This window comes from Cellulomonas sp. FA1 (assembly GCF_000986825.1).
Lineage (GTDB): Bacteria > Actinomycetota > Actinomycetes > Actinomycetales > Cellulomonadaceae > Cellulomonas > Cellulomonas iranensis.
This window is the reverse complement of the sequence record NZ_LBMY01000001.1, coordinates 765,121-784,728: the sequence shown is the minus strand read 5'-3', so window position 1 is coordinate 784,728 and position 19,608 is coordinate 765,121. Positions and strand designations below refer to the sequence as shown.

At 76.2% G+C, this 19,608-nt stretch carries 19 protein-coding genes and 1 pseudogene; 7 read left to right on the top strand and 13 right to left on the bottom strand.

Annotated elements, in window-relative coordinates:
• Positions 1-169: 169 nt before the first annotated feature.
• Both GY42_RS03465 and GY42_RS19295 read left to right on the top strand, forming a co-directional pair.
• Positions 170-433, top strand: coding sequence for a helix-turn-helix domain-containing protein (locus GY42_RS03465; RefSeq protein WP_052748187.1), 264 nt, complete (start codon positions 170-172; stop codon positions 431-433).
• Entirely contained in the window at positions 430-606 is a 177-nt protein-coding gene (locus GY42_RS19295; protein WP_160309391.1) for a hypothetical protein, read from the top strand. The genes GY42_RS03465 and GY42_RS19295 overlap by 4 nt, the downstream gene beginning before the upstream one ends.
• Here the strand turns inward: GY42_RS19295 and GY42_RS03460 are convergent.
• Both GY42_RS03460 and GY42_RS03455 read right to left on the bottom strand, forming a co-directional pair.
• The gene (locus GY42_RS03460) at positions 596-1,852 is read right to left on the bottom strand and encodes a class I SAM-dependent RNA methyltransferase (RefSeq protein ID WP_046528269.1); all 1,257 of its coding nucleotides are present in this window, start codon (positions 1,850-1,852) and stop codon (positions 596-598) included. The genes GY42_RS19295 and GY42_RS03460 overlap by 11 nt on opposite strands.
• Positions 1,842-3,845 carry an APC family permease gene (locus GY42_RS03455; RefSeq protein WP_046528268.1) on the bottom strand — a complete coding sequence of 668 codons (2,004 nt, stop codon included), beginning with the start codon at positions 3,843-3,845 and terminating at the stop codon, positions 1,842-1,844. Before GY42_RS03455 ends, GY42_RS03460 begins: the two co-directional genes overlap by 11 nt.
• 118 nt (positions 3,846-3,963) lie before the next feature.
• Between GY42_RS03455 and GY42_RS03450 the strand changes: the two genes are divergently transcribed.
• Together GY42_RS03450 and GY42_RS03445 are read left to right on the top strand one after the other, a co-directional pair.
• Positions 3,964-4,614: a potassium channel family protein gene (locus tag GY42_RS03450; RefSeq protein ID WP_046530491.1), complete on the top strand. Its 651-nt coding sequence runs from the start codon at positions 3,964-3,966 to the stop codon at positions 4,612-4,614.
• Positions 4,611-5,285: a potassium channel family protein gene (locus GY42_RS03445; RefSeq protein ID WP_046528267.1), complete on the top strand. Its 675-nt coding sequence runs from the start codon at positions 4,611-4,613 to the stop codon at positions 5,283-5,285. The genes GY42_RS03450 and GY42_RS03445 overlap by 4 nt, the downstream gene beginning before the upstream one ends.
• On the opposite strand, the gene GY42_RS03440 is transcribed toward GY42_RS03445, so the two are convergent.
• The 4 genes and pseudogenes from GY42_RS03440 to dut form a co-directional block, all read right to left on the bottom strand.
• Positions 5,218-5,982, bottom strand: coding sequence for a DUF3159 domain-containing protein (locus GY42_RS03440; protein WP_046528266.1), 765 nt, complete (start codon positions 5,980-5,982; stop codon positions 5,218-5,220). The genes GY42_RS03445 and GY42_RS03440 overlap by 68 nt on opposite strands.
• A 4-nt stretch (positions 5,983-5,986) precedes the next feature.
• The gene (locus GY42_RS19575; protein ID WP_046528265.1) at positions 5,987-6,358 is read right to left on the bottom strand and encodes an OB-fold nucleic acid binding domain-containing protein; all 372 of its coding nucleotides are present in this window, start codon (positions 6,356-6,358) and stop codon (positions 5,987-5,989) included.
• A 133-nt stretch (positions 6,359-6,491) separates the two neighbouring features.
• A pseudogene (locus GY42_RS20105) lies at positions 6,492-6,917 on the bottom strand (DUF3710 domain-containing protein); the annotation flags it as partial.
• A gap of 260 nt (positions 6,918-7,177) precedes the next feature.
• A complete protein-coding gene (dut, locus tag GY42_RS03430; RefSeq protein ID WP_046528264.1) occupies positions 7,178-7,684 on the bottom strand; it encodes a dUTP diphosphatase in 507 nt (168 codons plus the stop codon).
• 104 nt (positions 7,685-7,788) lie between these two features.
• Here dut and GY42_RS03425 point away from each other — a divergent pair, with 104 nt between their 5' ends.
• On the top strand, positions 7,789-8,307 hold the full coding sequence (locus GY42_RS03425) for a DUF3093 domain-containing protein (protein ID WP_046530490.1): 519 nt from the start codon (positions 7,789-7,791) through the stop codon (positions 8,305-8,307).
• A 61-nt stretch (positions 8,308-8,368) separates the two neighbouring features.
• Here GY42_RS03425 and GY42_RS03420 read toward each other — a convergent pair whose 3' ends face one another.
• The 3 genes from GY42_RS03420 to GY42_RS03410 form a co-directional block, all read right to left on the bottom strand.
• Positions 8,369-8,668 (bottom strand): DUF4193 domain-containing protein, encoded by a 300-nt coding sequence (locus tag GY42_RS03420; protein ID WP_029287753.1) that lies wholly within the window; start codon positions 8,666-8,668, stop codon positions 8,369-8,371.
• Positions 8,669-8,937: 269 nt separating this feature from the next.
• Positions 8,938-9,768, bottom strand: coding sequence for an inositol monophosphatase family protein (locus GY42_RS03415; protein ID WP_046528263.1), 831 nt, complete (start codon positions 9,766-9,768; stop codon positions 8,938-8,940).
• 40 nt (positions 9,769-9,808) lie between these two features.
• Positions 9,809-10,393, bottom strand: a complete 585-nt coding sequence (locus tag GY42_RS03410; RefSeq protein ID WP_233421057.1) for a trimeric intracellular cation channel family protein — start codon at positions 10,391-10,393, stop codon at positions 9,809-9,811.
• 167 nt (positions 10,394-10,560) lie between these two features.
• On the opposite strand from GY42_RS03410, the gene sepH reads away from it, so the two are divergent.
• The gene (sepH, locus tag GY42_RS03405; protein WP_046528261.1) at positions 10,561-11,640 is read left to right on the top strand and encodes a septation protein SepH; all 1,080 of its coding nucleotides are present in this window, start codon (positions 10,561-10,563) and stop codon (positions 11,638-11,640) included.
• A 45-nt stretch (positions 11,641-11,685) separates the two neighbouring features.
• On the opposite strand, the gene GY42_RS03400 is transcribed toward sepH, so the two are convergent.
• The 4 genes from GY42_RS03400 to GY42_RS03385 all read right to left on the bottom strand — a co-directional run bounded on the left by GY42_RS03400 (position 11,686) and on the right by GY42_RS03385 (position 16,979).
• Positions 11,686-12,345 carry a thymidine kinase gene (locus GY42_RS03400; RefSeq protein ID WP_046528260.1) on the bottom strand — a complete coding sequence of 220 codons (660 nt, stop codon included), beginning with the start codon at positions 12,343-12,345 and terminating at the stop codon, positions 11,686-11,688.
• Positions 12,346-12,361: 16 nt separating this feature from the next.
• Positions 12,362-13,537, bottom strand: a complete 1,176-nt coding sequence (locus tag GY42_RS03395; RefSeq protein WP_082131338.1) for an alkaline phosphatase family protein — start codon at positions 13,535-13,537, stop codon at positions 12,362-12,364.
• Positions 13,534-14,106, bottom strand: coding sequence for a DUF5998 family protein (locus tag GY42_RS03390; RefSeq protein WP_046528259.1), 573 nt, complete (start codon positions 14,104-14,106; stop codon positions 13,534-13,536). The genes GY42_RS03395 and GY42_RS03390 overlap by 4 nt, the downstream gene beginning before the upstream one ends.
• A 92-nt stretch (positions 14,107-14,198) precedes the next feature.
• Positions 14,199-16,979: a GNAT family N-acetyltransferase gene (locus GY42_RS03385; protein WP_046528258.1), complete on the bottom strand. Its 2,781-nt coding sequence runs from the start codon at positions 16,977-16,979 to the stop codon at positions 14,199-14,201.
• Positions 16,980-17,114: 135 nt separating this feature from the next.
• Here GY42_RS03385 and GY42_RS03380 point away from each other — a divergent pair, with 135 nt between their 5' ends.
• Entirely contained in the window at positions 17,115-19,595 is a 2,481-nt protein-coding gene (locus GY42_RS03380; RefSeq protein WP_046528257.1) for a DNA gyrase/topoisomerase IV subunit A, read from the top strand.
• The last annotated feature ends 13 nt before the right edge of the window (positions 19,596-19,608 follow it).

Here is a 19,608-nt window from a genome sequence, read left to right as displayed (position 1 = left end):
GTGACAAGCGACGGGGCCATCGTCGCAGATGGGAGCGGCGATCCGCGGCCACCGCCCGACAAGTGGCGCGCACCGCGGTGCGCAGCGCGCATCCATGGTGCGCACACCACTTGTCAGTGCGCGCGCCGGGCGGCGATGATGGGCGGCCCGACGACACGGGGAGAGGTCGATGCGCGTGAAGGACCCGGCGCTGCTGCGCGAGCGGCGCGTGCGGCGACGGCTCACCCAGCGCGAGCTCGCGTTCCTCGTGCGGCGCTCGCAGGCCACGGTGTGGCAGCTCGAGAACGGCCAGCTCCGCACCGTGACGCCGCAGCTCGCCCGCGCGATCGCCGACCGCCTCGACACGCCGTGCACCGACCTGTTCGAACCGCGCCCCGACGACCGGACCGGCGACCCGGTCCGGCCCGACACCCCCGCAGGAGGACCCGCATGACCCGACCCGCCGGCGCCCAGCTCGAGTACGACGACGAGGACGAGCCGGTCGTGCACTGGGCGGTCTGCCACGGCTGCGCGTGGGTCGGGCCCGATCGGCTGTCACCCGCCGACGCGCGGGCCGACGCCGCGGAGCACGACGACCGCGCGCACGCACGCCACGTCAGCGCGTGAGGACGGCGACCGCCTCGAGGTGATGCGTCATGGGGAACAGGTCGTGCCCCGTGATCTCGAGCCCCGTCCACCCGCGCTCGGCGAGCAGGGCGACGTCGCGCGCCAGTGCCGCCGGGTCGCACGCGACGTAGACGATCCGCTCGGGTCGCAGCGCGGCGACCGCCTCGACGACGCGCCGGCCGGCACCCGTCCGCGGCGGGTCGAGCACGACGACGTCGGCCGCGGCCGCGGCGGGCACGCCGCCGCGCCGCCCCGTCAGCACGTCGGCGACGTCCCCCGCGTGCAGCTCGACCTGCGGCCGGTCGTGCGCGTTGCGCCGCGCGTCCCGCACGGCACGCTCGTCACCCTCGACCGCCACGAGCCGACCGTCGGGACCGACCGCGTCGGCCAACGGCGACGAGAACAGCCCCGCACCCGCGTAGAGGTCCAGCACGGTGGCACCCGCGACGTCGCCCACCGCGTCGAGCACGCGCGACGTGAGCAGCGCGGGCGCTCCCCGGTGCACCTGCCAGAAGCCCGCCGCGGCCACGCGGTACTCGTAGGTCACCGCACCGACCTCGACCCGCTCGCGCACGGCGGCGCGCGCGTTCGGCCGGGGGTCGGGCCGGTTCGCGTGCAGGTCGAACGGCGCGCCGTCGAGCAGGACGATCGGCGTCGCGCCGTCCGCGGGTGCGACCGCCTCGACGCGGGTGCCGGCCGGCCACCGCCGGTCGAACAGGCCGAGGGCCGCGACGTGCTCGCTCGCGAGCGGCATGTCGGCCAGCGGCAGCACCGTGTGCGACCGGTGCCGGCGCATCCCGGCGCGCCCCTCGGCGTCGACGTGCAGGTCGATGCGCGTGCGCCACGCGAGGCCACCGCGCTCGTCGTCCCCGGGGACGCCCGCGACCTCGGGGGCGAGGTCGACGCGCGCGAGCCGCCGCAGCTGCTCGGCCAGCACGGCGGACTTCCAGGCACGCTGGGCGGGCAGCGCGACGTGCGCGAGCTCTCCCCCGCCGACCCCGCCGGGTCCGGCGGCGGGCCACGCCGACGGCACGCGGTCGGGCGACGCGTCGAGCACCTCGACCGCGTCGGCGCGCCAGAACTTCGCGTCGGGCGCGGCGTCGGTGAGCCGCGCCCGGACGCGCTCGCCCGGCAGGGTGTGCCGCACGAACACGACGCGCCCGTCGTGCCGGGCCACGCAGTGCCCGCCGTGGGCCACGGGCCCGATCTCGAGGTCGACCGTCGCGCCGGGGGTGTCAGTAGCCACGCGGCACGGTACCCCGGACCGGGTCCTCGAGCCCCGTCTGCCCCTCGCTCGACGCGAGCTGCCACGGCACGGACGCCACGACCACCCCGGGCGTGAACAGCAGACGGCTCTTGAGGCGCAGCGCGCTCTGGTTGTGCAGCAGCTGCTCCCACCAGTGCCCCACGACGTACTCGGGGATGTACACGACGACGAGGTCGCGCGGGCTCTCGCGGCGGATCGAGCGCACGTAGGTCAGCACCGGGCGCGTGATCTCGCGGAACGGCGAGTCCAGCACGCGCAGCGGCACCGGCAGGTCGGCCGCGTCCCACTGCGCGCGCAGCGCGGCGACGTCGTCCGCGTCGACCCCGACGGTGACGGCCTCGAGCACGTTCGGGCGCGACGCGCGGGCGTACGCCAGCGCGCGCATGGTCGGGCGGTGCAGGTGCGACACCAGCACGACCGCGTGCACGCGGCTCGGCAGCGCGCGTGCCCCCTGCTCGTCGTCGGCCAGCGCGAGCTCGGCGCGCACGCGGCGGTAGTGCTCGTGCACCCCCTGCATGGCGACGAACACCAGGGCCATCGCGAGGATCGCGATCCAGGCGCCGTGCGTGAACTTCGTGAGGAGCACGATGACGAGCACCGTGCCCGTCATGCCGAGGCCGACGGTGTTGATGACGCGCGAGCGGCGCATGCGCGCCCGTGCGCGCGGCTCCGGCTCGGTGCGCAGCTCGCGGGTCCAGTGCTTGACCATGCCCAGCTGCGACAGCGTGAACGACACGAACACGCCGACGATGTACAGCTGGATGAGCCGCGTGACCTGGGCGTCGAACGCCCAGATGAGCGCGATCGCGGCAGCGGCGAGCGTGAGGATGCCGTTGGAGAACGCGAGGCGGTCGCCGCGCGTGTGCAGCTGGCGCGGCAGGTAGCCGTCCTTGGCGAGGATCGACCCGAGCACGGGGAACCCGTTGAACGCGGTGTTCGCGGCGAGCACGAGGATCAGGCCCGTCACGACCGACACCACCACGAACAGCACGTCGACGCCCGAGAAGACCGACGCCGCGAGCTGGCTGATGACGGGGTGCTGCTCGTACGCGTCGCCGACGGGCACGCCGTCGCGCAGCAGCTGCGTCGCCGGGTCGTCGACGAACTTCACGCCCGTGGCCTGCGCGAGCAGCAGGATCGACAGGATCATCGCGATCGAGATCGACCCGAGCAGCAGCAGCGTCGTCGCGGCGTTGCGGGACTTGGGCTTCTTGAACGCCGGCACGCCGTTGCTGATGGCCTCGACGCCCGTCAGCGCGGCGCAGCCCGACGCGAACGCGCGCAGCACCAGGAAGCCGCCGGCGAGCCCCATGAGGCCCTGGTCGAACCCGGGCTCCGACGCGACGCCGAAGCCCGCGCTCTCGGCGGCGGGCAGCGTGCCGGTGAAGTAGCGGACGGCCCCGACCACGGCGATCGACCCCATCGCCGCCATGAACAGGTACACCGGGATCGCGAACGCGGTCCCCGACTCCTTGACGCCCCGCAGGTTGACGAGCGTCAGCGCGACCACCAGCCCGATCGCGAACGTCGTCTCGTGCCCGCGCAGCGCCGGGATCGCCGTGGCCGCGTACTGCGCGCCCGACGAGATCGACACCGCGACCGTGAGCACGTAGTCCACGAGCAGCGCGCTCGCGACCGTGACACCCGCGCGCGGCCCGAGGTTGACCGACGCGACCTCGTAGTCGCCGCCGCCCGACGGGTAGGCGTGCACGTTCTGCCGGTACGACGCGACGACCGTGAGCAGCACGAGCGCGACCGCGATCCCGACCCACGGCGAGATGGTCAGCGCCGTGAGCCCGGCGAGCGACAGCGTCAGCAGGATCTCGTCGGGCGCGTACGCCACGGACGAGAGCGCGTCGGACGCGAAGACGGGCAGCGCGATGCGCTTGGGCAGGAGGGTGTGGCCCAGCCGGTCGCTGCGGACCGGCCGGCCGAGCACGAGCCGTTTGGCGGCGTCTGCGAGGTCCGACACGAGCAGCGATCGTATGCCCGCGGGGCCCCCGGCTCACAGGCCCCGCGCGGGACCCGCCGCGACGGGCGCGCGAGAGCGCCCGCGGGGTATAGCGTGACCGGCTGTGCACTTCGTCATCATGGGATGCGGGCGCGTGGGGGCGACGCTCGCGCAGTCCCTGGAGGCCCGCGGCCACTCGGTCGCGGTGATCGACCAGAACCCCGACGCGTTCCGCCGGCTCGACGCCGACTTCCAGGGCAACAAGGTCACCGGCCTCGGCTTCGACCGCGACACCCTGCGCACGGCCGGCATCGACGACACGTACGCGTTCGCCGCGGTGTCCGACGGCGACAACTCGAACATCCTCGCGGCGCGCGTGGTGCGCGAGACGTTCGGCGTGGAGAACGTCGTGGCCCGCATCTACGACCCGCACCGCGCCGAGATCTACCAGCGCCTGGGCATCCCCACGGTCGCGACCGTGCGGTGGACCTCCGACCAGGTGCTGCGCCGCATGCTGCCGATGGGCACGACCGACGAGTACCGCGACGCCTCGGGGCAGATCCAGCTCGCGCAGGTCGACGTGCACGCCGGCTGGGTGGGACGCCCGCTGCGCGCGCTCGAGGAGGCCAGCGGCGCGCGCGTCGCGTACCTCACGCGCTACGGCGACGGCGTCCTGCCGACGGCCGGTTCCGTCCTGCAGGAGAGCGACACCGTGCACCTGCTGCTGCGCGTCGAGGACGCGCCGGCCGTGGAGCGTGTGCTCACCTCGCCCCCGAAGGTGGAGTCATGAGGGTCGTCATCGCCGGCGCCGGGTCCGTCGGCCGGTCCATCGCGCGCGAGCTGCTCGCGCACGACCACGAGGTCACGCTGATCGACCGGCAGCCGTCGGCGATGCGGGTCGCGCAGGTCGCCGAGGCGGACTGGCTGCTGGCCGACGCGTGCGAGCTCCCCACGCTCCGCGAGGTCCGCGCCGACGAGTGCGACGTCATGGTCGCCGCGACGGGCGACGACAAGGCGAACCTCGTGGTGTCGCTGCTCGCGAAGACGGAGTTCGGCGTGCCGCGCACGGTCGCGCGCGTCAACAACCCGAAGAACGAGTGGATGTTCGACGACGCGTGGGGCGTCGACGTGGCCGTGTCGACGCCGCGCATCATGACGGCGATGGTCGAGGAGGCCGTCGCCGTCGGCGACCTCGTGCGGATCTTCACGTTCCACCAGTCGAAGGCGGACATCCTCGAGCTCACGCTGCCCGAGGGCTCACCCCTCGCGGGCGTGCGCGTCGGTCAGGTCGAGTGGCCCGCGGACACCGTGCTCGCGTGCATCGTCCGCGACGCGCGCCCGCTGGCGCCGAGCCCCGACGACACGCTCGAGGGCCGTGACGAGCTGCTGTTCGTCACGGGGCACGAGGCGGACGAGCAGGCGCTCGAGCGCCTGCTGACCCGCGGACCAGCATCCAGCTGAGCCACAGCGTCAGGGCGGTCAGCGGCAGGCCCATCGCGAGCTTCGCCGTGCCCAGCCACACGACCTGACCGGCGAGGAAGAGCGGGAGCTGCACGAGCAGGCGCACCCCGAACATCGCCACCCAGGGCCAGGTCGCGAGCGCGTAGCGGCGGCGCAGCGCGGGCTCCGCGCGCCACTCGAGCGCACCGCCCCACGTGCCGCCCGCGAGCGGGCCGCGGTTGCTGAACATCCCGACGACGAGCCCGACGAGCGGCCACCCGACGACGATCGTCGCGAGCGTGCCCACGAGGTAGGCGGCGTTGACGATGAGGCCGTACGCGAAGTAGTCGCCCGCGTCGCCGGTGCGCCACGCCCAGATCACGCCGACGCCCACGCCGAGCACGCCCGAGAACGCCTGCGTCACGGGCGTGCGCTGCACGAGACGCGCGACGACCGCGAGCGCCGCGGCGGCGGCCGCCGAGATCAGCGCGGGCTGCAGGCGTTGACCCGCCGCGATGTAGACCACGACGAACAGCAGCCCGGGCGCGACCGCCTCGACCATGCCGCGCACGCCGCCGAGCGCGTCGACGGCCGAGAACTGCTCGGCCGTCAGCGACCGCAGGCCGCGGGCGCCGCCCTCCTCGGGCGGCACGACGTCGTCGACCGCGTCGAGGACGACCGGCTCGTCGTCACGGGCGTCGTCGCGCGGTGCGGTCATCGGGTCACTCCCCCGGTCGGGCGCGCAGCTCGTAGCGCGGGTTGAAGATCGTGCGGCGGCCGTCGACGAGGCACACCATCCCGTCGACCTTGAGCCGCCGGCCGGGCTCGATGCCGGCGATGCTGCGCCGGCCGAGCCACACGAGGTCGAGCGTCCCGGAGCCGTCGTACAGCTCGGCCTCGAGCGCGGGCACGCCCTCGCGCGGCCGCAGCGTGACGGAGCGCAGCACGCCGGACACCGAGGCGCGCGCGCGGTGCGGCAGCGCGTCGACCGGGCAGCACCCGGGCACGCTCACGGCGTCGGCGCGCTCCTCGTCGGCCTCGATCTCGGCCTGCGAGGCGAGGGCCTTGCGCACGCGGTCGCGCAGCGTGGTCATCCGATCTCCGTGATCTCGGGCCCGCGCTCGGGCGGCGCGAGGCGGGGGCCGCGGGCGGGGGCGGCGGCGTGGCGCCGCCGGGCAGCTGCAGCGGCAGCAGGTCCCGCGGGGGCCGGGCGTCGGTGCCGCGCACGACGACGACCTGCCCGAAGAGGTCCTCGAGCCGCCCGGCCGCGTCCGGCTCGACCGCCGCACGGCCGGTGAGCACGCCGCGCAGGAACCAGCGCGGTCCGTCCGTGCCGAGGAACCGTGCCGGGCGGTGACCCGTGCGCCCCTCGGGGGTGCGCACGGGCAGCCGCGCGAGCAGCTCGCGGCCGTACGGGCCGGGCAGGTCGTCGACGGTGCCGCCCTGCTGCGTGATCGAGGCGGCGATCTCCTCGCGGATCTCGTCCCAGATGCCCTCGGTCCGGGGCGCGGCGAACGCCTGGAGCTGCAGCGACGACCCGTCGAGGAGCACGGCGACCGCGGACACCACGTTGGTCGCCTTGTCGACCTCGAGGCGCACCTCCATGCCGTCGACCTGCGGCAGCCGGATGGCGCCGAGGTCGACGCGCGGCATCTCGGGGTGCGTCGCGTCGACGTCCCACGGTCCGCGGGCGTCACCGAGCTCGGGGGCCGCCTCGACCTCGGCGACGGCGGCGTCCTGCGGGACGTCGACGGCGGCGTCGCGCGCGTCGTCCTCCTTGGGGCCACGACGGAACAGACCCACGTTCGCTTCCTCCGACCGGCGCCGAGCGCCCTCGTCCTGCAGTCCTCTGACGTCACAACGACCGCGACGTCGACAGTAGTTCCGATCCCGGCGCAGGGGCCGGTCCCGCGTCAGGTCCCGGCGCCCGCGCCCGCGCCTGCTCCGGCACCCGCGCCGGCCCAGCCGCCGCTCGAGCCGAACCCGCCCGCACCGCGCACGGAGCCCGGCAGCTGCGCGACCTCGACGAACCTCGCGTGCTCGACGCGCTGCACGACGAGCTGGGCGATGCGGTCGCCGCGGCGCAGCTCGAGCGGCTGCTCGCGGTCGGTGTTGAGCAGCGTCACGGCGATCTCGCCGCGGTACCCGGCGTCCACCGTGCCGGGCGCGTTGACGACCGTGAGGCCGTGGCGCGCCGCGAGGCCCGAGCGCGGGTGCACGAACGCGGCGTACCCCTCGGGCAGCGCGATGGCGACACCGGTGGGGACGGTCGCGCGCTCACCCGGGCCGAGCACGACGTCGACGCGCGCCACCAGGTCGGCGCCCGCGTCACCGGGGTGCGCGTACGCGGGGGCGGGCAGGTCCGCGTCGAGGCGCTGCAGCAGCACCTGGACGTCCTCGGTGCGGTGGGTCCCGGTCACGGGGGCCGACCCTACCGCGCCCGGGGCGCCGCGACGCGCGCGTCGCGGTGCGGCTGCCGTCCGGGACGACGCCCGCGGCCCGGCGACGATGAGATCCTGTGCGCATGACCCCGACGCCCGACCCGGTCACGCCCGTCTCGTCCGAGCCCCCGTCGCCGCGCACCGCCGCCGTGGGCGCGCCCTTCCGCGAGCGGCTGTGGCCGGGCGCCGTGGGCTGGGGCGGGGTCGTCGCGTTCGCGGGCGTGCTCGGGGTCGCGTTCGTCCCCGTCGACGCACGGCTCGCGCTCGTCGTCGGCGTCGCCGCGCTGCTCGCCGGCCTGGCGGGAGCGGTCCTGACGACACCCCGCGTCGAGGTGGTCGCCGGCGTGCTGCGCGCGGGGAACGCGCGCATCCCCGTCGCGCTGCTGCGCGCCCCGCGCGTCCTGGACCGCGCCGCTCTGCGCACCGAGCTGGGACCGGCGCTCGACGCCCGCGCGTTCGCGTGCCTGCGGTCGTGGATCGGCGGCGGCGTCCGGGTCGAGGTCGAGGACCCGCAGGACCCGACGCCCTACTGGATCGTCTCGACGCGGCGCCCGGACGCGCTCGTCGCGGCGCTCGAGGCCGCGGGCGCGCCGGCCGCCTGACACGACGACGGCCGGCCACCCCCGCAGGGGCGACCGGCCGGTCGAGGCGTCGTGGGCGACGTCAGGCCGCGCACTCCGAGCACACGGGCTGGCCGTTGCGCTCGTACGCGAGCTGGCTGCGGTGGTGCACCAGGAAGCACGACGAGCACGTGAACTCGTCGGCCTGTCGGGGCAGGACGCGGACGGACAGCTCTTCGCCGGACAGGTCGGCGCCGGGGAGCTCGAACCCCTCGGCCGCCTCCGTCTCGTCCTCGTCCACCACGCCCGAGTTCTTGTCGGAGCGCCGGGCCTGGAGCTCCTGGAGCGAGTCCTCGCTCAGGTCCTCCTCGGTCTTGCGCGGGGCGTCGTAGTCGGTTGCCATGTGTGAGCGTCACACTCCGTCTTCTGCAGCAGTGGGTCGTGGTACGCGGGATCAATGCACCACGGCAGTGTTTTGTTCCCCCCGCGCGGACGGATTGTGCCCCACCGCGGGCGCGGATGCGAACACGGACGCGCGCCCAGGTGGTCAGACCCGGCGAACCGTCACCGACCGGACCACGTCCTCGCAGGCCAGGCCGCCTCGGGACGGACCGGACGAGGCGGATCTCACCCCCGCGGGGCGACCGGGCGCCCCGCGGGTCCGCCCCACGCTCACGGACCGGTGTCGGCGTCGAGGTCCTCGAGCAGCGTCGTGAGCTCGCCGACGCGCGCCGCGGCGCCCGCGACGGTCATCGCCGACCCCGCGGGCGCGCCCCGCAGGCCCTGCACGACGCCGCCGGCCTCCTGCACGACGAGCGACGCGGCGGCGAGGTCCCAGGGCTGCAGGCCGCGCTCGTAGTAGAGGTCGAGACGTCCGGTCGCGACCTGGCAGAGGTCGATCGCGGCGGCGCCGATGCGACGCACGTCCCGCACCTGCGGGAGCAGCGCGGCCAGGACGCGCGCCTGGTCGCGGCGCCGGTCCGCGACGTACCCGAACCCGGTGCCGACGAGGCAGCGGTCCAGCGGGGGCGCGGTCGTCAGCGCGAGCGGGCGGCCGTCCAGGCGGGCGCCGTGGCCGCGCGCGGCGGTCCACGTCTCCCCCGTCGCGGGTGCGTGCACGCAACCCGCGAGCACGGTCCAGGTGGCCGGGTCGGGGTCGCCGGCCACGGCCGCGACGCTCACGGCGTACGCGGGCAGCCCGTAGAGGTAGTTGACGGTGCCGTCGATGGGGTCGACGACCCACGTGACGCCCGAGGTGCCGGCGGTGCTGCCCCCCTCCTCGCCGAGCACGGCGTCGTCGGGGCGCAGCCGCGCGAGCGTGCGGCGCACGAGGTCCTCGCTCGCGAGGTCCATCGCGGTGACGACGTCGACGGCGCTGGACTTGGTGGCGGCGACGCCCACGGTCTCGGGGCGCCCGTCGTGCACGAGGCGGCCGGCGGCGCGCGCGACCTCCTCGGCGACGGCGACGAGCTCGGTGACGGACGGTGCGGCGGGGACGGTCACGGACCCATCCTGCCGCAGCCCGCCGCCGGCCCCGGGCCCGTCATCGCTGGCGGGAGGCGCCCGGTGCGCGCCACGGCCCCGGCGCGTTGAGGTCGAACCGCAGCGCGAGCACGCGCAGCGCGAACACCCCGACGGCGACCGCGGAGAGGCCGACGGCGCCGGCCAGCCCCAGGTGCCACAGCGCGACCGTCGCGGCCGACCCGAGCAGCGCGGGCACCGCGTAGAGCTGACGGTGGTGCAGGACGACCGGCACCTCGCCCGTGAGCAGGTCGCGCAGGATCCCGCCGCCGACGCCCGTGAGCACGCCCACGACGATCGCGGCGAGCGCGGTCGTGCCGTGCTCGAGCCCCTTGACCGTGCCGACCACCGCGAACAGCGCGAGCGCGCCCGCGTCCAGCACGACGATCACGCGGCGCGCGCGCTCGAGGCGCGGGTGGCCGAAGTACATGACGAGCCCGCCCGCGAGCGCGGCGCCCATGAGCCGCACGTCGCTGATGCCGACGGGCGGCACGGCGCCGATCAGCAGGTCGCGCAGCACGCCGCCGCCCAGACCGGTCGCCCACGCCAGCACGAGCAGCCCGAACAGGTCGAACTGCTTGCGCACGGCGGCGAGCGCGCCGGACATGGCGGCCACGAAGACGCCGACGACCTCCAGGACCGGTTCGACCGGCAGCTCGGGCAGCACGGCGCCATCCTCCCGCACGTGACGACGACCTCACGGCGCACCGGGCCGGGGTGCACGCGTTCCGGGCGGATCGGTGGCAGGCTCCTGCGTGGACAGCGGGAGGTCGTATGGGTGAGCTGGAGCTGGTCGGACTCCACGAGGACGGGGAGCACCTCGTCCTGGTCGCGGCCGACGGGCAGCGTTTCCGCGTGCGCATCGACGACCCGCTGCGCGCGGCGGTGCGCCGCGACCGGCCGCAGCTCGAGCAGCTGCGGGCCGAGCAGGCGGGGTCGCTGAGCCCGCGCGAGATCCAGTCGCGCATCCGGGCCGGTGCCACCGCGCAGGAGGTCGCCGACGCCGCGGGCGTGCCCGTCGAGTCGGTCCGCCGCTACGAGGGGCCCGTGCTCGCCGAGCGCGAGTACGTCGCCGAGCAGGCCCGCGCGACGCGCGTGGGCCGCGACTCGGGGGCGCCGCTGCTGGGCGAGCTCGTCACGGACCGCCTCGCGGCGCGCGGCGTCGACGTCGCGTCGCTGTCGTGGGACGCCGCGCGTGAGGGCACGGGGCCGTGGACGGTCGTCGCGCGGTTCGTGGTGTCCGAGGAGCCGCGCGAGGCCCGCTGGTCGTACGACCCGGTGCGCCGCACGGTCGTGGCCGACGAGGACGAGGCCCGCTGGCTGTCGGAGACGGAGATCGACGAGCCCGCGGCGCGGCGCCACCTGGCGGCCGTCCGCGACGTCGTGTTCGACCTCGACACGATGCAGGAGCCGGCCGCACCCGAGCCGGAGCCGACGCACGTGCTGCTCGACGAGCTGCGGCAGCGCCGCGGCGTCCGGCAGCCCCTCGAGCTCGAGGGCGACGACGAGGAGTTCGAGGGCTTCGGCCCGCAGCACGCGTTCGACTTCTCGGCGAGCGGCCCCGGCGGCGGTGACGACGTGCCCACGGCGCACGAGCTCGACGTGCCCGGCGCGCACCCCGTCGACGCCGACCCGGGGCGCGAGGCCGTCGTGCTCACGCCGCCGCGCGGCGAGCGTGCGCCGGCCGCACCGACGGCTCCGGTGCCCGCGCTCGTGCCGGACGAGCCGGTGGCGTCCGACGACGCGCCCGCACCCGAGCCGGAGCGCCCGGCCGCGCCCGAGCGGCGGACGCGGCGCACGCGCGCCAAGGTGCCGAGCTGGGACGAGATCGTGTTCGGCGCCAAGCCCGAGTGACGCCGCGCGTTCCCCCGATCCGCGGCTGACGCGCGGACGCCCGCCTCAGCCGGCGTCGTCGTCCTCGAACAGCAGCGTCTGGCCGGTCGGCACGGTCGCGCGGGCGACCCGCGCCGTCATGCGCCGCACGTGGTGGCGACGGCACAGCACCTCGTACGCGACCTCGCCGGCACCGGCCGCCACGTCGCCGACGACGACCTGGTCGCCCTCGACGACCATGAGGCCGTCCACGGTGCGCGCGTTGTGGGTCGCGCGGGCGCCGCACCAGCACAGCGCGCGCACCTGCAGCACCTCGACCCGGTCGGCGAGCTCGACGAGCCGCGCCGAGCCCGGGAAGAGCCGCGCGCGGAAGTCGGTCGTGATGCCGAACGCATACGCGTCGACCGCGAGCTCGTCGACCACGCGGGCGAGCTGCTCGACCTGCGCGGCCGTGTAGAACTGCGCCTCGTCGGCGACGAGGTAGTCGACCGCGCGTCCGCGCGTGCGGCGCGTGACGACCTCGGCCCAGAAGTCGGTCGTGTCGTCGACCTCCTCCGCGTCGCGCTGCAGGCCCAGGCGCGAGGAGATGACCGCCTTGCCCGCGCGGTCCTGCCGCGTGAACAGCACGCCGTCACGACCGCGTGCGGCGTGGTTGTGGTGCATCTGCAGCGCGAGCGTCGACTTGCCGCAGTCCATCGTGCCGGAGAAGAACACCAGCTCGGCCATCAGCGTCTCCTCCGGGTCACCGGTGCACCAGCAGCGGCACGAGCATCTCGCGCGCGGTCATGGAGCCGTGGACACCCGGCAGGGCGATCGACGCGGGCGTCTGCGTGCGCGAGTCCACGACGGTCGCCGCCCCGGTCGTCGCGACGACGACGTCACCGACGACCGGCAGGACGCGGGCGTCCACGGGGCCGAACCAGCCGGCCGCGACGGCCTCGTCGCGCGTGCGGACCACCGCGTCGTCCGCGAGCGCGTCGCGCCACCGCGCGGCCACGTCGCCGGGGTCGGTGCCCGGCGTGACGTGCAGGTGCAGCGCGCGCGGCTCGCCGCCCGTGGTGGCGACGCCGGCGCCGAGCACGGGGTCGGTCGCGACGTCGCGGCGCCGGGCCGGGTCGACGTCGACCATGCCGTGGTCGGCGGTGACGACGAGCAGCGTGTCCCGCGGCAGCGAGCGGGCCAGGCGCGCGAGCTCGCCGTCGAGCTCGGTGAGCGCCTCGCCCCACTGCCACGACCCCCACCCGTGGTGGTGGCCGGTCTTGTCGACGTCGTGCCAGTACAGGTAGGCCAGCCCGGGCTCGCGCAGCGCGCGCAGCACGCCGTCGACGCGCTGCGTGAGCGACTCGGCGGGCGCGTACGTCGCGCCGCGCAGCGCGGCCGCCGTCAGGCCGGACCCCTGGAAGCGCGCGGGCCCGACGCTCGTGACCGCGACGCCGGCCGCGGCGAACCGCTCGAGGACCGTCGGGTGCGGCTGCCACTGCGCGGCGGGCGGCATGTCGGTCCAGGACACGAGATTGCCGAGCCGACCGGTCGCGGGGACGCGGACGGTGTACCCGAGCATCGCGGTCGTGCCGGGGCCCCGCCCCGTGCCGAAGGCCGCGACCGCCGTCGCGGTCGTCGACGGGAACGTCGTGACCAGCGGCTCGGAGCCCGCCAGCAGCGAGCGCAGGAACGGCGCGTGGCCGCCCCGCTCGGCGAGGTTGAGGTGCCCGAGCCCGTCGACCAGCACGACGCACACGCGCCGCGCGTCGGGCAGCCCGAGCAACGACCGCGCCGCGGCGCCGCCGGGCACGGCGACGCCCAGCGCGTCGCCGAGCGCGGGCAGCACGTGCGTGATCGAGCGCGCGTCACCGCCCGGCGCCACGGGGGCGACGAGGTCGTCGGGCGCGGGCAGCGCGGCGGCCGTCGTGCCGCTCACCGGCGCGTCGTCGCCGCCGACAGCGTCCGGCCGAACGCCATCGCGGCGAGCACGGCGTCGCGCCCCTCGGCGGCGGCGCTCACGCGCACCACGACGTCGTCGGGCGTGATCGAGCCGCTCAGGCCGTGGTCGGCGTCGCACTGCGGGTCGCCGCAGGTCGCGGGCTCGAGGTCGACGCGCGACACCGCGCCCCAGCCGACCGCGAGCGTCAGCTCGGCCGCGCCGTCGCCCGCGTGGTGCTCCTGGGGGTTGGGCACGACGTGCGTGAACGCCACCGAGCGAAGCTCGCCGAGCGGCACGGCCTCGGTCGTGGCCTGCGCGCTGGGCGACGGGTGCTCGGAGTCCGCGGGGTGGTCGTCGACGTGCGTGACGACGAGCCGCGTCGGCGTCAGCGCGAGGACCGTGACGTGCCGGCGCACCTCGGCGCCGTCGAACGTCGTCTCGGGGTGGACCAGGTGGGCCACGACGATCTCGTCGGCGAGCGCGAGCTCGAGCACCTCGGCGACCAGCTCGGGGTAGTAGCCGGCGCGGTCCAGGTCGTGACGCAGCGGTGTGGAGAGGGCGGGCACGGTCCCATCCTCCCATCCCCGCGCGCCCGGGCGGGCACGCCCGCGGGGGCGCGCGAAGGGCCCGCGCCGGCGCGCGCCGCGGTCGTCGCGGGTCATGCGCGCGCGAGCCGGCGCGCGGCGTCGGCCCGGTCCGCGGGGGCGACCGACGCGTGCGCACCGAGCACCGCCAGTCCGGTGGGCGACACGACCACGGGGTTGAGCTCGAGCGAGCGCAGGTCGGGCAGCGCGTCGGCCAGCACCGCGACCCGCGCGACGACGTCCTCGAGCGCGGGCACGTCGAGCGCGGGCAGCCCGCGGTACCCGAACAGCCGGGGTGCGGCGCGGGGCGTCCGCACGAGCTCGGCGACGTCGACGTCGGTCAGGGGCGGCACGGCGTAGGCGACGTCGCCGAGCAGGTCGGCCGCGTCGCCCGCGACGCCGAGGCTCAGCAGCGGTCCGAACAGCGGGTCCTCGGCGGACCGCACGACGCACGCGACGCCGTGCGGGGCCATCGCCTGCACCTCGATCGGCGGCACGCCCGCGCCGGGGTCGTGGTCGGCCGCGAGCGCGAGGATCCCCGCGACGTCCGCGCGCAGCTCCGCCTCGTCGGCGACGTCGAGGCGGACCCCGCCGAGGTCCGCCCGGTGCCGCAGGGCGGGCACGGTCGTCTTGACGGCGACGGGCCAGCCGAGCCGCTCGGCGGCCGCGACGGCCTCGTCGGCGTCGTGCACGCGGATCGAGGGCCACACGTGCACGCCGACCGTCGCGAGCAGCTCGGCGGTCTGCGCGGCGTCGAGCGGCACGGGGGCGCCGTCGGTCGCGCCGGACTCCGCGAGCGCGCGCGCGACGAGCCGACGCGCGGCCCGCAGGTCGACGCCCGTCGGGTGCACGGTGGTGCCGCGGTCGGCCGCGCGCCAGGCCGCGTAGCGCGCGGCGTGGCCGAGCGCGAGCACGGCGTCCTCGGGCGCGGCGTAGGCGGGCACGGTGCGCACGCGCCCCTCGGGGTCGGTGGCCGCGAGCTCGGCGGTGAGCCCGTGCAGGTCGAACATGCAGGCCACCGTCGTGAGCCCCGTGCGCGCGGCGGCGCGGGCCACCTCGCGCGGCAGCACGGGGTCCGGCACGCCCAGCGTCGGCACGCGCACGGCCACCACGACGTCGACGCCCGGGTCGCCGTAGACGCGCTCGACCGCGTCGCGCACCTCGTCGGCGCGCGCGTCCTCGGCGATGCGCTCGACGCGGTCGGTCACCACGAGCCCGGCGGCGGACGCGGCCTCGGCCACGAGCGCGGCGACGCCCGTCGAGCTCGCGAGGATCGCGACGCGCTTGCCGCGCGGCAGCGGCTGGTGCGCGAGCAGCTGCACGACGTCGAGCATCTGGTGCACGTTCTCGACGCGCACGACGCCGGACTGGCGCAGCACCTCCTCGAACGTGCGGCGCGGTGCGCGCGTGGGCCGCACCGCGTGACCGGGCGGCACGACGTGGCCCGTGCGGCCGGCCGCGACCACGACGACCGGCTTGTGGGACGCGAGGCGCCGCGCGACGCGCGTGAACTTGCGCGGGTTGCCGATCGACTCGAGGTAGAGGGCGACGACGTCGGTGCCCTCGTCCTCGCCCCAGAACTGCATGACGTCGTTGCCCGACACGTCGGCCCGGTGGCCGGCCGACACGAGCTGCGCGAGCCCCAGGCCCCGCCGCTCGACCGCCGCGAGCAGCGTCACCGCGAACGGCGCCGACTGGCAGAACAGGCCGATGCGCCCGGGGCGCGGCGGTCGGACCGCGAGCGACGCGTCGAGCGTCGTGCCGTCGTGCGTCGCGAGCAGCCCGAACGACGACGGGCCGACGAGCCGCATGCCCGCGCCGTGCACGACGCCCAGCAGCAGCCGCTGCCGCGCGAGCCCCTCGGGCCCCGCCTCGGCGAACCCGCCCGACAGCAGCACGAGCCCGCGCACGCCCAGCGCACCGAGCCGGCGCGCGGTGTCGAGCACCTGCGCGGCCGGGAGCGCGACGACCGCGAGCTCGACCGGCCCGGGCACGTCGTCGACCCGGCGGTGCCGGTGCACGCCGTCGTCCCCGAGGCCCTCGCCGTGGCCGACGCCGACCGCGTGCACCGCGATCGTGCCGGCGCGCGCCGCGGCGGCCAGGCCCTCGACGACGCGCTCGGCCTGCCGCGCCGCGAGCGGGCGCTCGGGCTCGGGCCCGGGGCCGACCACCACGACGCTGCGCGCCGTCAGCAGCGCGCGCATCGACCGCGCCTCGGCGCGGTGCTCGCGGTCGGCCGCGACGGCCAGCGACCGGTCCGTCGGGTCGATGCCGAACGTGACCTGCACGACGCCGTCCTCGGTGCGCCGGCGCACCTCGTACCCGGCCTCGCTGAAGACCGCGAGCATGCGCCCGTTCTGCGGCAGCACCTCGGCGACGAACCGGCGCACGCCGCGCTCGCGCGCCGCGGCGGCCAGGTGCTCGAGCAGCACCGACGCGAGGCCCTTGCCCTGGTGGGCGTCGGCGATGTTGAACGCGACCTCGGCGGTCTCGGGCTCGACGACGTCGTAGCGCGCGACGCCGATGATGCGCTCGGGCTCGTCGGCGTCGGGTGCGCCCGTGAGCGCGACGAGCGCGACCCGGTCCACGTGGTCGACCCGCACCAGGCGGTCGAGGTCCCGGTCCGACAGCCGCTCGAGCGGGGCGAAGAACCGCAGGTACGTCGAGCGCTCGGACTGCCCGACGTGGAACGCCTGCAGCGCGTCGGCGTCCTCGGGGCGGATGGGACGCAGGCGGGTCGTGGAGCCGTCGGTGAGGACGACGTCCGCCTCCCAGCCCGCGGGGTAGGGTGCCGCTCCGGCGGCCCCCTCGGCCGCCGGGCCCAAGTGCCCGTCTCCGGGGTCGACGTCGGCCATGCCCGCCAGGCTAGCGGCGCGGCTGCGCCGATGACTCCCCCGGCACGGGGAGAATGCACCACGAGGGCCGTCCGTCGTCGGCGGCGGGGCCCCGTCCCACCGCCCGCACCGCAGCACCGAGGAGCGAACCAGCCCATGGCGCGTCGTCCCGCGACCCCCGACCTGCCGCCCGAGGACCTGGTCGAGAAGATCGTCGACGTCGACGTCGCGACCGAGATGGAGGGCTCGTTCCTCGAGTACGCCTACTCGGTCATCTACTCGCGCGCGCTGCCGGACGCGCGCGACGGCCTCAAGCCCGTGCAGCGGCGCATCGTCTACCAGATGGCCGACATGGGCCTGCGCCCCGACCGCCCGTACGTGAAGTCGGCGCGCGTGGTCGGCGAGGTCATGGGCAAGCTGCACCCGCACGGCGACTCGGCGATCTACGACGCGATGGTGCGGCTCGCGCAGCCGTTCTCGCTGCGGCTGCCGCTGGTCGACGGGCACGGCAACTTCGGCTCGCTCGACGATGGCCCCGCCGCGTCGCGGTACACCGAGGCGCGCATGGCGCCCGCAGCGGTCGCGATGACGCAGGGGCTCGACGAGGACGTCGTCGACTTCGTCCCCAACTACGACAACAAGCTCCAGCAGCCGGGCGTGCTGCCGGCGGCGATCCCGAACCTGCTGGTCAACGGCACGTCGGGCATCGCGGTCGGCATGGCGACGAACATGGCGCCGCACAACCTCGTCGAGGTCGTCGCGGCCGCGCGGCACCTCGTGCTGCACCCCGACGCGACGCTCGAGGACCTGCTGCGCTTCGTGCCCGGGCCGGACCTGCCGACGGGCGGCAAGATCGTCGGCCTCGACGGCGTGCGCGACGCGTACCGCACGGGCCGTGGCGCGTTCCGCACGCGGGCGACCGCGCGCGTCGAGAACGTCACGCCGCGCCGCAAGGGCATCGTCGTCACCGAGCTGCCGTACATGGTCGGGCCCGAGAAGGTCATCGAGAAGATCAAGGAGGGCGTGCAGAACAAGAAGCTCTCCGGGATCGCCGACGCGGTCGACCTCACGGACCGGCAGCACGGCCTGCGCCTGGTCATCGAGGTCAAGACCGGCTTCCACCCCGAGGCCGTGCTCGAGCAGCTCTACCGGTACACGCCGCTCGAGGACTCGTTCTCGATCAACAACGTGGCGCTGGTCGACGGGCAGCCGCGCACGCTCGGCCTGGTCGACCTGCTGCGCGTGTGGGTCGACCACCGCCTCGAGGTCGTGCGTCGTCGCACGTCGTACCGGCTGGCCAAGCGGCAGGAGCGCCTGCACCTCGTCGAGGGTCTGCTCGTGGCGATCCTCGACATCGACGAGGTCATCCAGGTCATCCGCACGTCGGACGACGCCGAGACCGCGCGCACGCGCCTGCGGTCGGTGTTCGACCTGTCCGAGCCGCAGGCCGAGTACATCCTCGAGCTGCGGCTGCGCCGCCTGACGCGGTTCTCGCGCCTCGAGCTCGAGCGCGAGCGCGACGAGCTGGTCGAGGAGATCGCCCGGCTGCAGGCGATCCTCGGCGACGACGCGCTGCTGCGCACGGTCGTCTCGGACGAGATGGCCGAGGTCGCCGCGACGTACGGCACGCCGCGCCGCACGGTCCTGCTCGAGCACGCGGGCGGCACGGGCCTCGCGGGCGCCGCGGGCGCGCCGACGTCGGCGAAGGCCGCCGCGGCGCCCCTGGAGATCCCCGACACGCCGTGCTGGGCGCTGCTGTCGGCGACGGGTCTGCTGGCCCGCACCGCCGAGGACGTCGAGCCCGTGCGGGGCGACGGCACGGTGCGCAGCCGCCACGACGTGGTCGCGTCGGCCCTCGCGACGACCGCGCGCGCCGAGGTGGGCGCGCTGACGAACCGCGGCCGCGTCGTGCGGCTGTCGGTGCTGGAGCTGCCGACCATGCCGCCCACCGACGGCCCGCCGTCGCTCTCGGGCGGCCTGCCGGTCGGCGAGGCGGTCGCGCTCGAGACCGGCGAGCGCGTGCTGGCGCTCGTGCCGCTGGGCGCCGACGCGCCGCCCGTGGCGCTCGCGACCGTGCAGGGCGTCGTCAAGCGCGTCGTGCCCGGCGACGTCCCGGCCAACCGGGACACGTGGGAGGCGATCGGCCTGCGCGACGGCGACGAGGTCGTCGCGGCCGCCCTGGCGAGTGACGAGGACGAGCTCGTGCTCGTGTCCTCGGACTCGTCGCTGCTGCACTTCCCCGCGTCCCAGGTGCGGCCGCAGGGCCGCGCGGCCGGCGGCATGGCGGGCATCAACCTCGCCGCCGGTGCCCGCGTCGTCGAGTTCGCGGTCGTGCGGCCGCAGGACGACGCCGTGGTCGTGACGGTGTCCGGCACGTCGACCGCGCTGCCCGGCACGCAGGCCGGCGCCGCCAAGGTGACGCCGTTCTCGGCGTACCCCGGCAAGGGCCGCGCGACGGGCGGCGTCCGCTCGCACCGGTTCCTCAAGGGCGAGGACGCGCTGATCCTCGCGCACGTGGGCCCCGCACCCGCGCGGGCGACGGGCGCGGGCGGGCAGCCCGTGGACCTGCCGACGCTCGACGAGCGCCGCGACGGGTCGGGCGTGCCGCTCGCGGCCCCCGTGCACGCGATCGGCTGACCCGGGAGTCTCC

Bases quoted from the DNA above. Each gene is read 5' to 3' on its own strand.
- GY42_RS03465 (WP_052748187.1), top strand. From the start codon at position 170: ATGCGCGTGAAGGACCCGGCGCTGCTGCGCGAGCGGCGCGTGCGGCGA.
- GY42_RS19295 (WP_160309391.1), top strand. From the start codon at position 430: ATGACCCGACCCGCCGGCGCCCAGCTCGAGTACGACGACGAGGACGAG.
- GY42_RS03450 (WP_046530491.1), top strand. From the start codon at position 3,964: ATGGGATGCGGGCGCGTGGGGGCGACGCTCGCGCAGTCCCTGGAGGCC.
- GY42_RS03445 (WP_046528267.1), top strand. From the start codon at position 4,611: ATGAGGGTCGTCATCGCCGGCGCCGGGTCCGTCGGCCGGTCCATCGCG.
- GY42_RS03440 (WP_046528266.1), bottom strand. From the start codon at position 5,982: ATGACCGCACCGCGCGACGACGCCCGTGACGACGAGCCGGTCGTCCTC.
- GY42_RS19575 (WP_046528265.1), bottom strand. From the start codon at position 6,358: ATGACCACGCTGCGCGACCGCGTGCGCAAGGCCCTCGCCTCGCAGGCC.
- GY42_RS03425 (WP_046530490.1), top strand. From the start codon at position 7,789: ATGACCCCGACGCCCGACCCGGTCACGCCCGTCTCGTCCGAGCCCCCG.
- GY42_RS03420 (WP_029287753.1), bottom strand. From the start codon at position 8,668: ATGGCAACCGACTACGACGCCCCGCGCAAGACCGAGGAGGACCTGAGC.
- GY42_RS03410 (WP_233421057.1), bottom strand. From the start codon at position 10,393: ATGTCCGGCGCGCTCGCCGCCGTGCGCAAGCAGTTCGACCTGTTCGGG.
- sepH (WP_046528261.1), top strand. From the start codon at position 10,561: ATGGGTGAGCTGGAGCTGGTCGGACTCCACGAGGACGGGGAGCACCTC.
- GY42_RS03400 (WP_046528260.1), bottom strand. From the start codon at position 12,345: ATGGCCGAGCTGGTGTTCTTCTCCGGCACGATGGACTGCGGCAAGTCG.
- GY42_RS03385 (WP_046528258.1), bottom strand. From the start codon at position 16,979: ATGGCCGACGTCGACCCCGGAGACGGGCACTTGGGCCCGGCGGCCGAG.
- GY42_RS03380 (WP_046528257.1), top strand. From the start codon at position 17,115: ATGGCGCGTCGTCCCGCGACCCCCGACCTGCCGCCCGAGGACCTGGTC.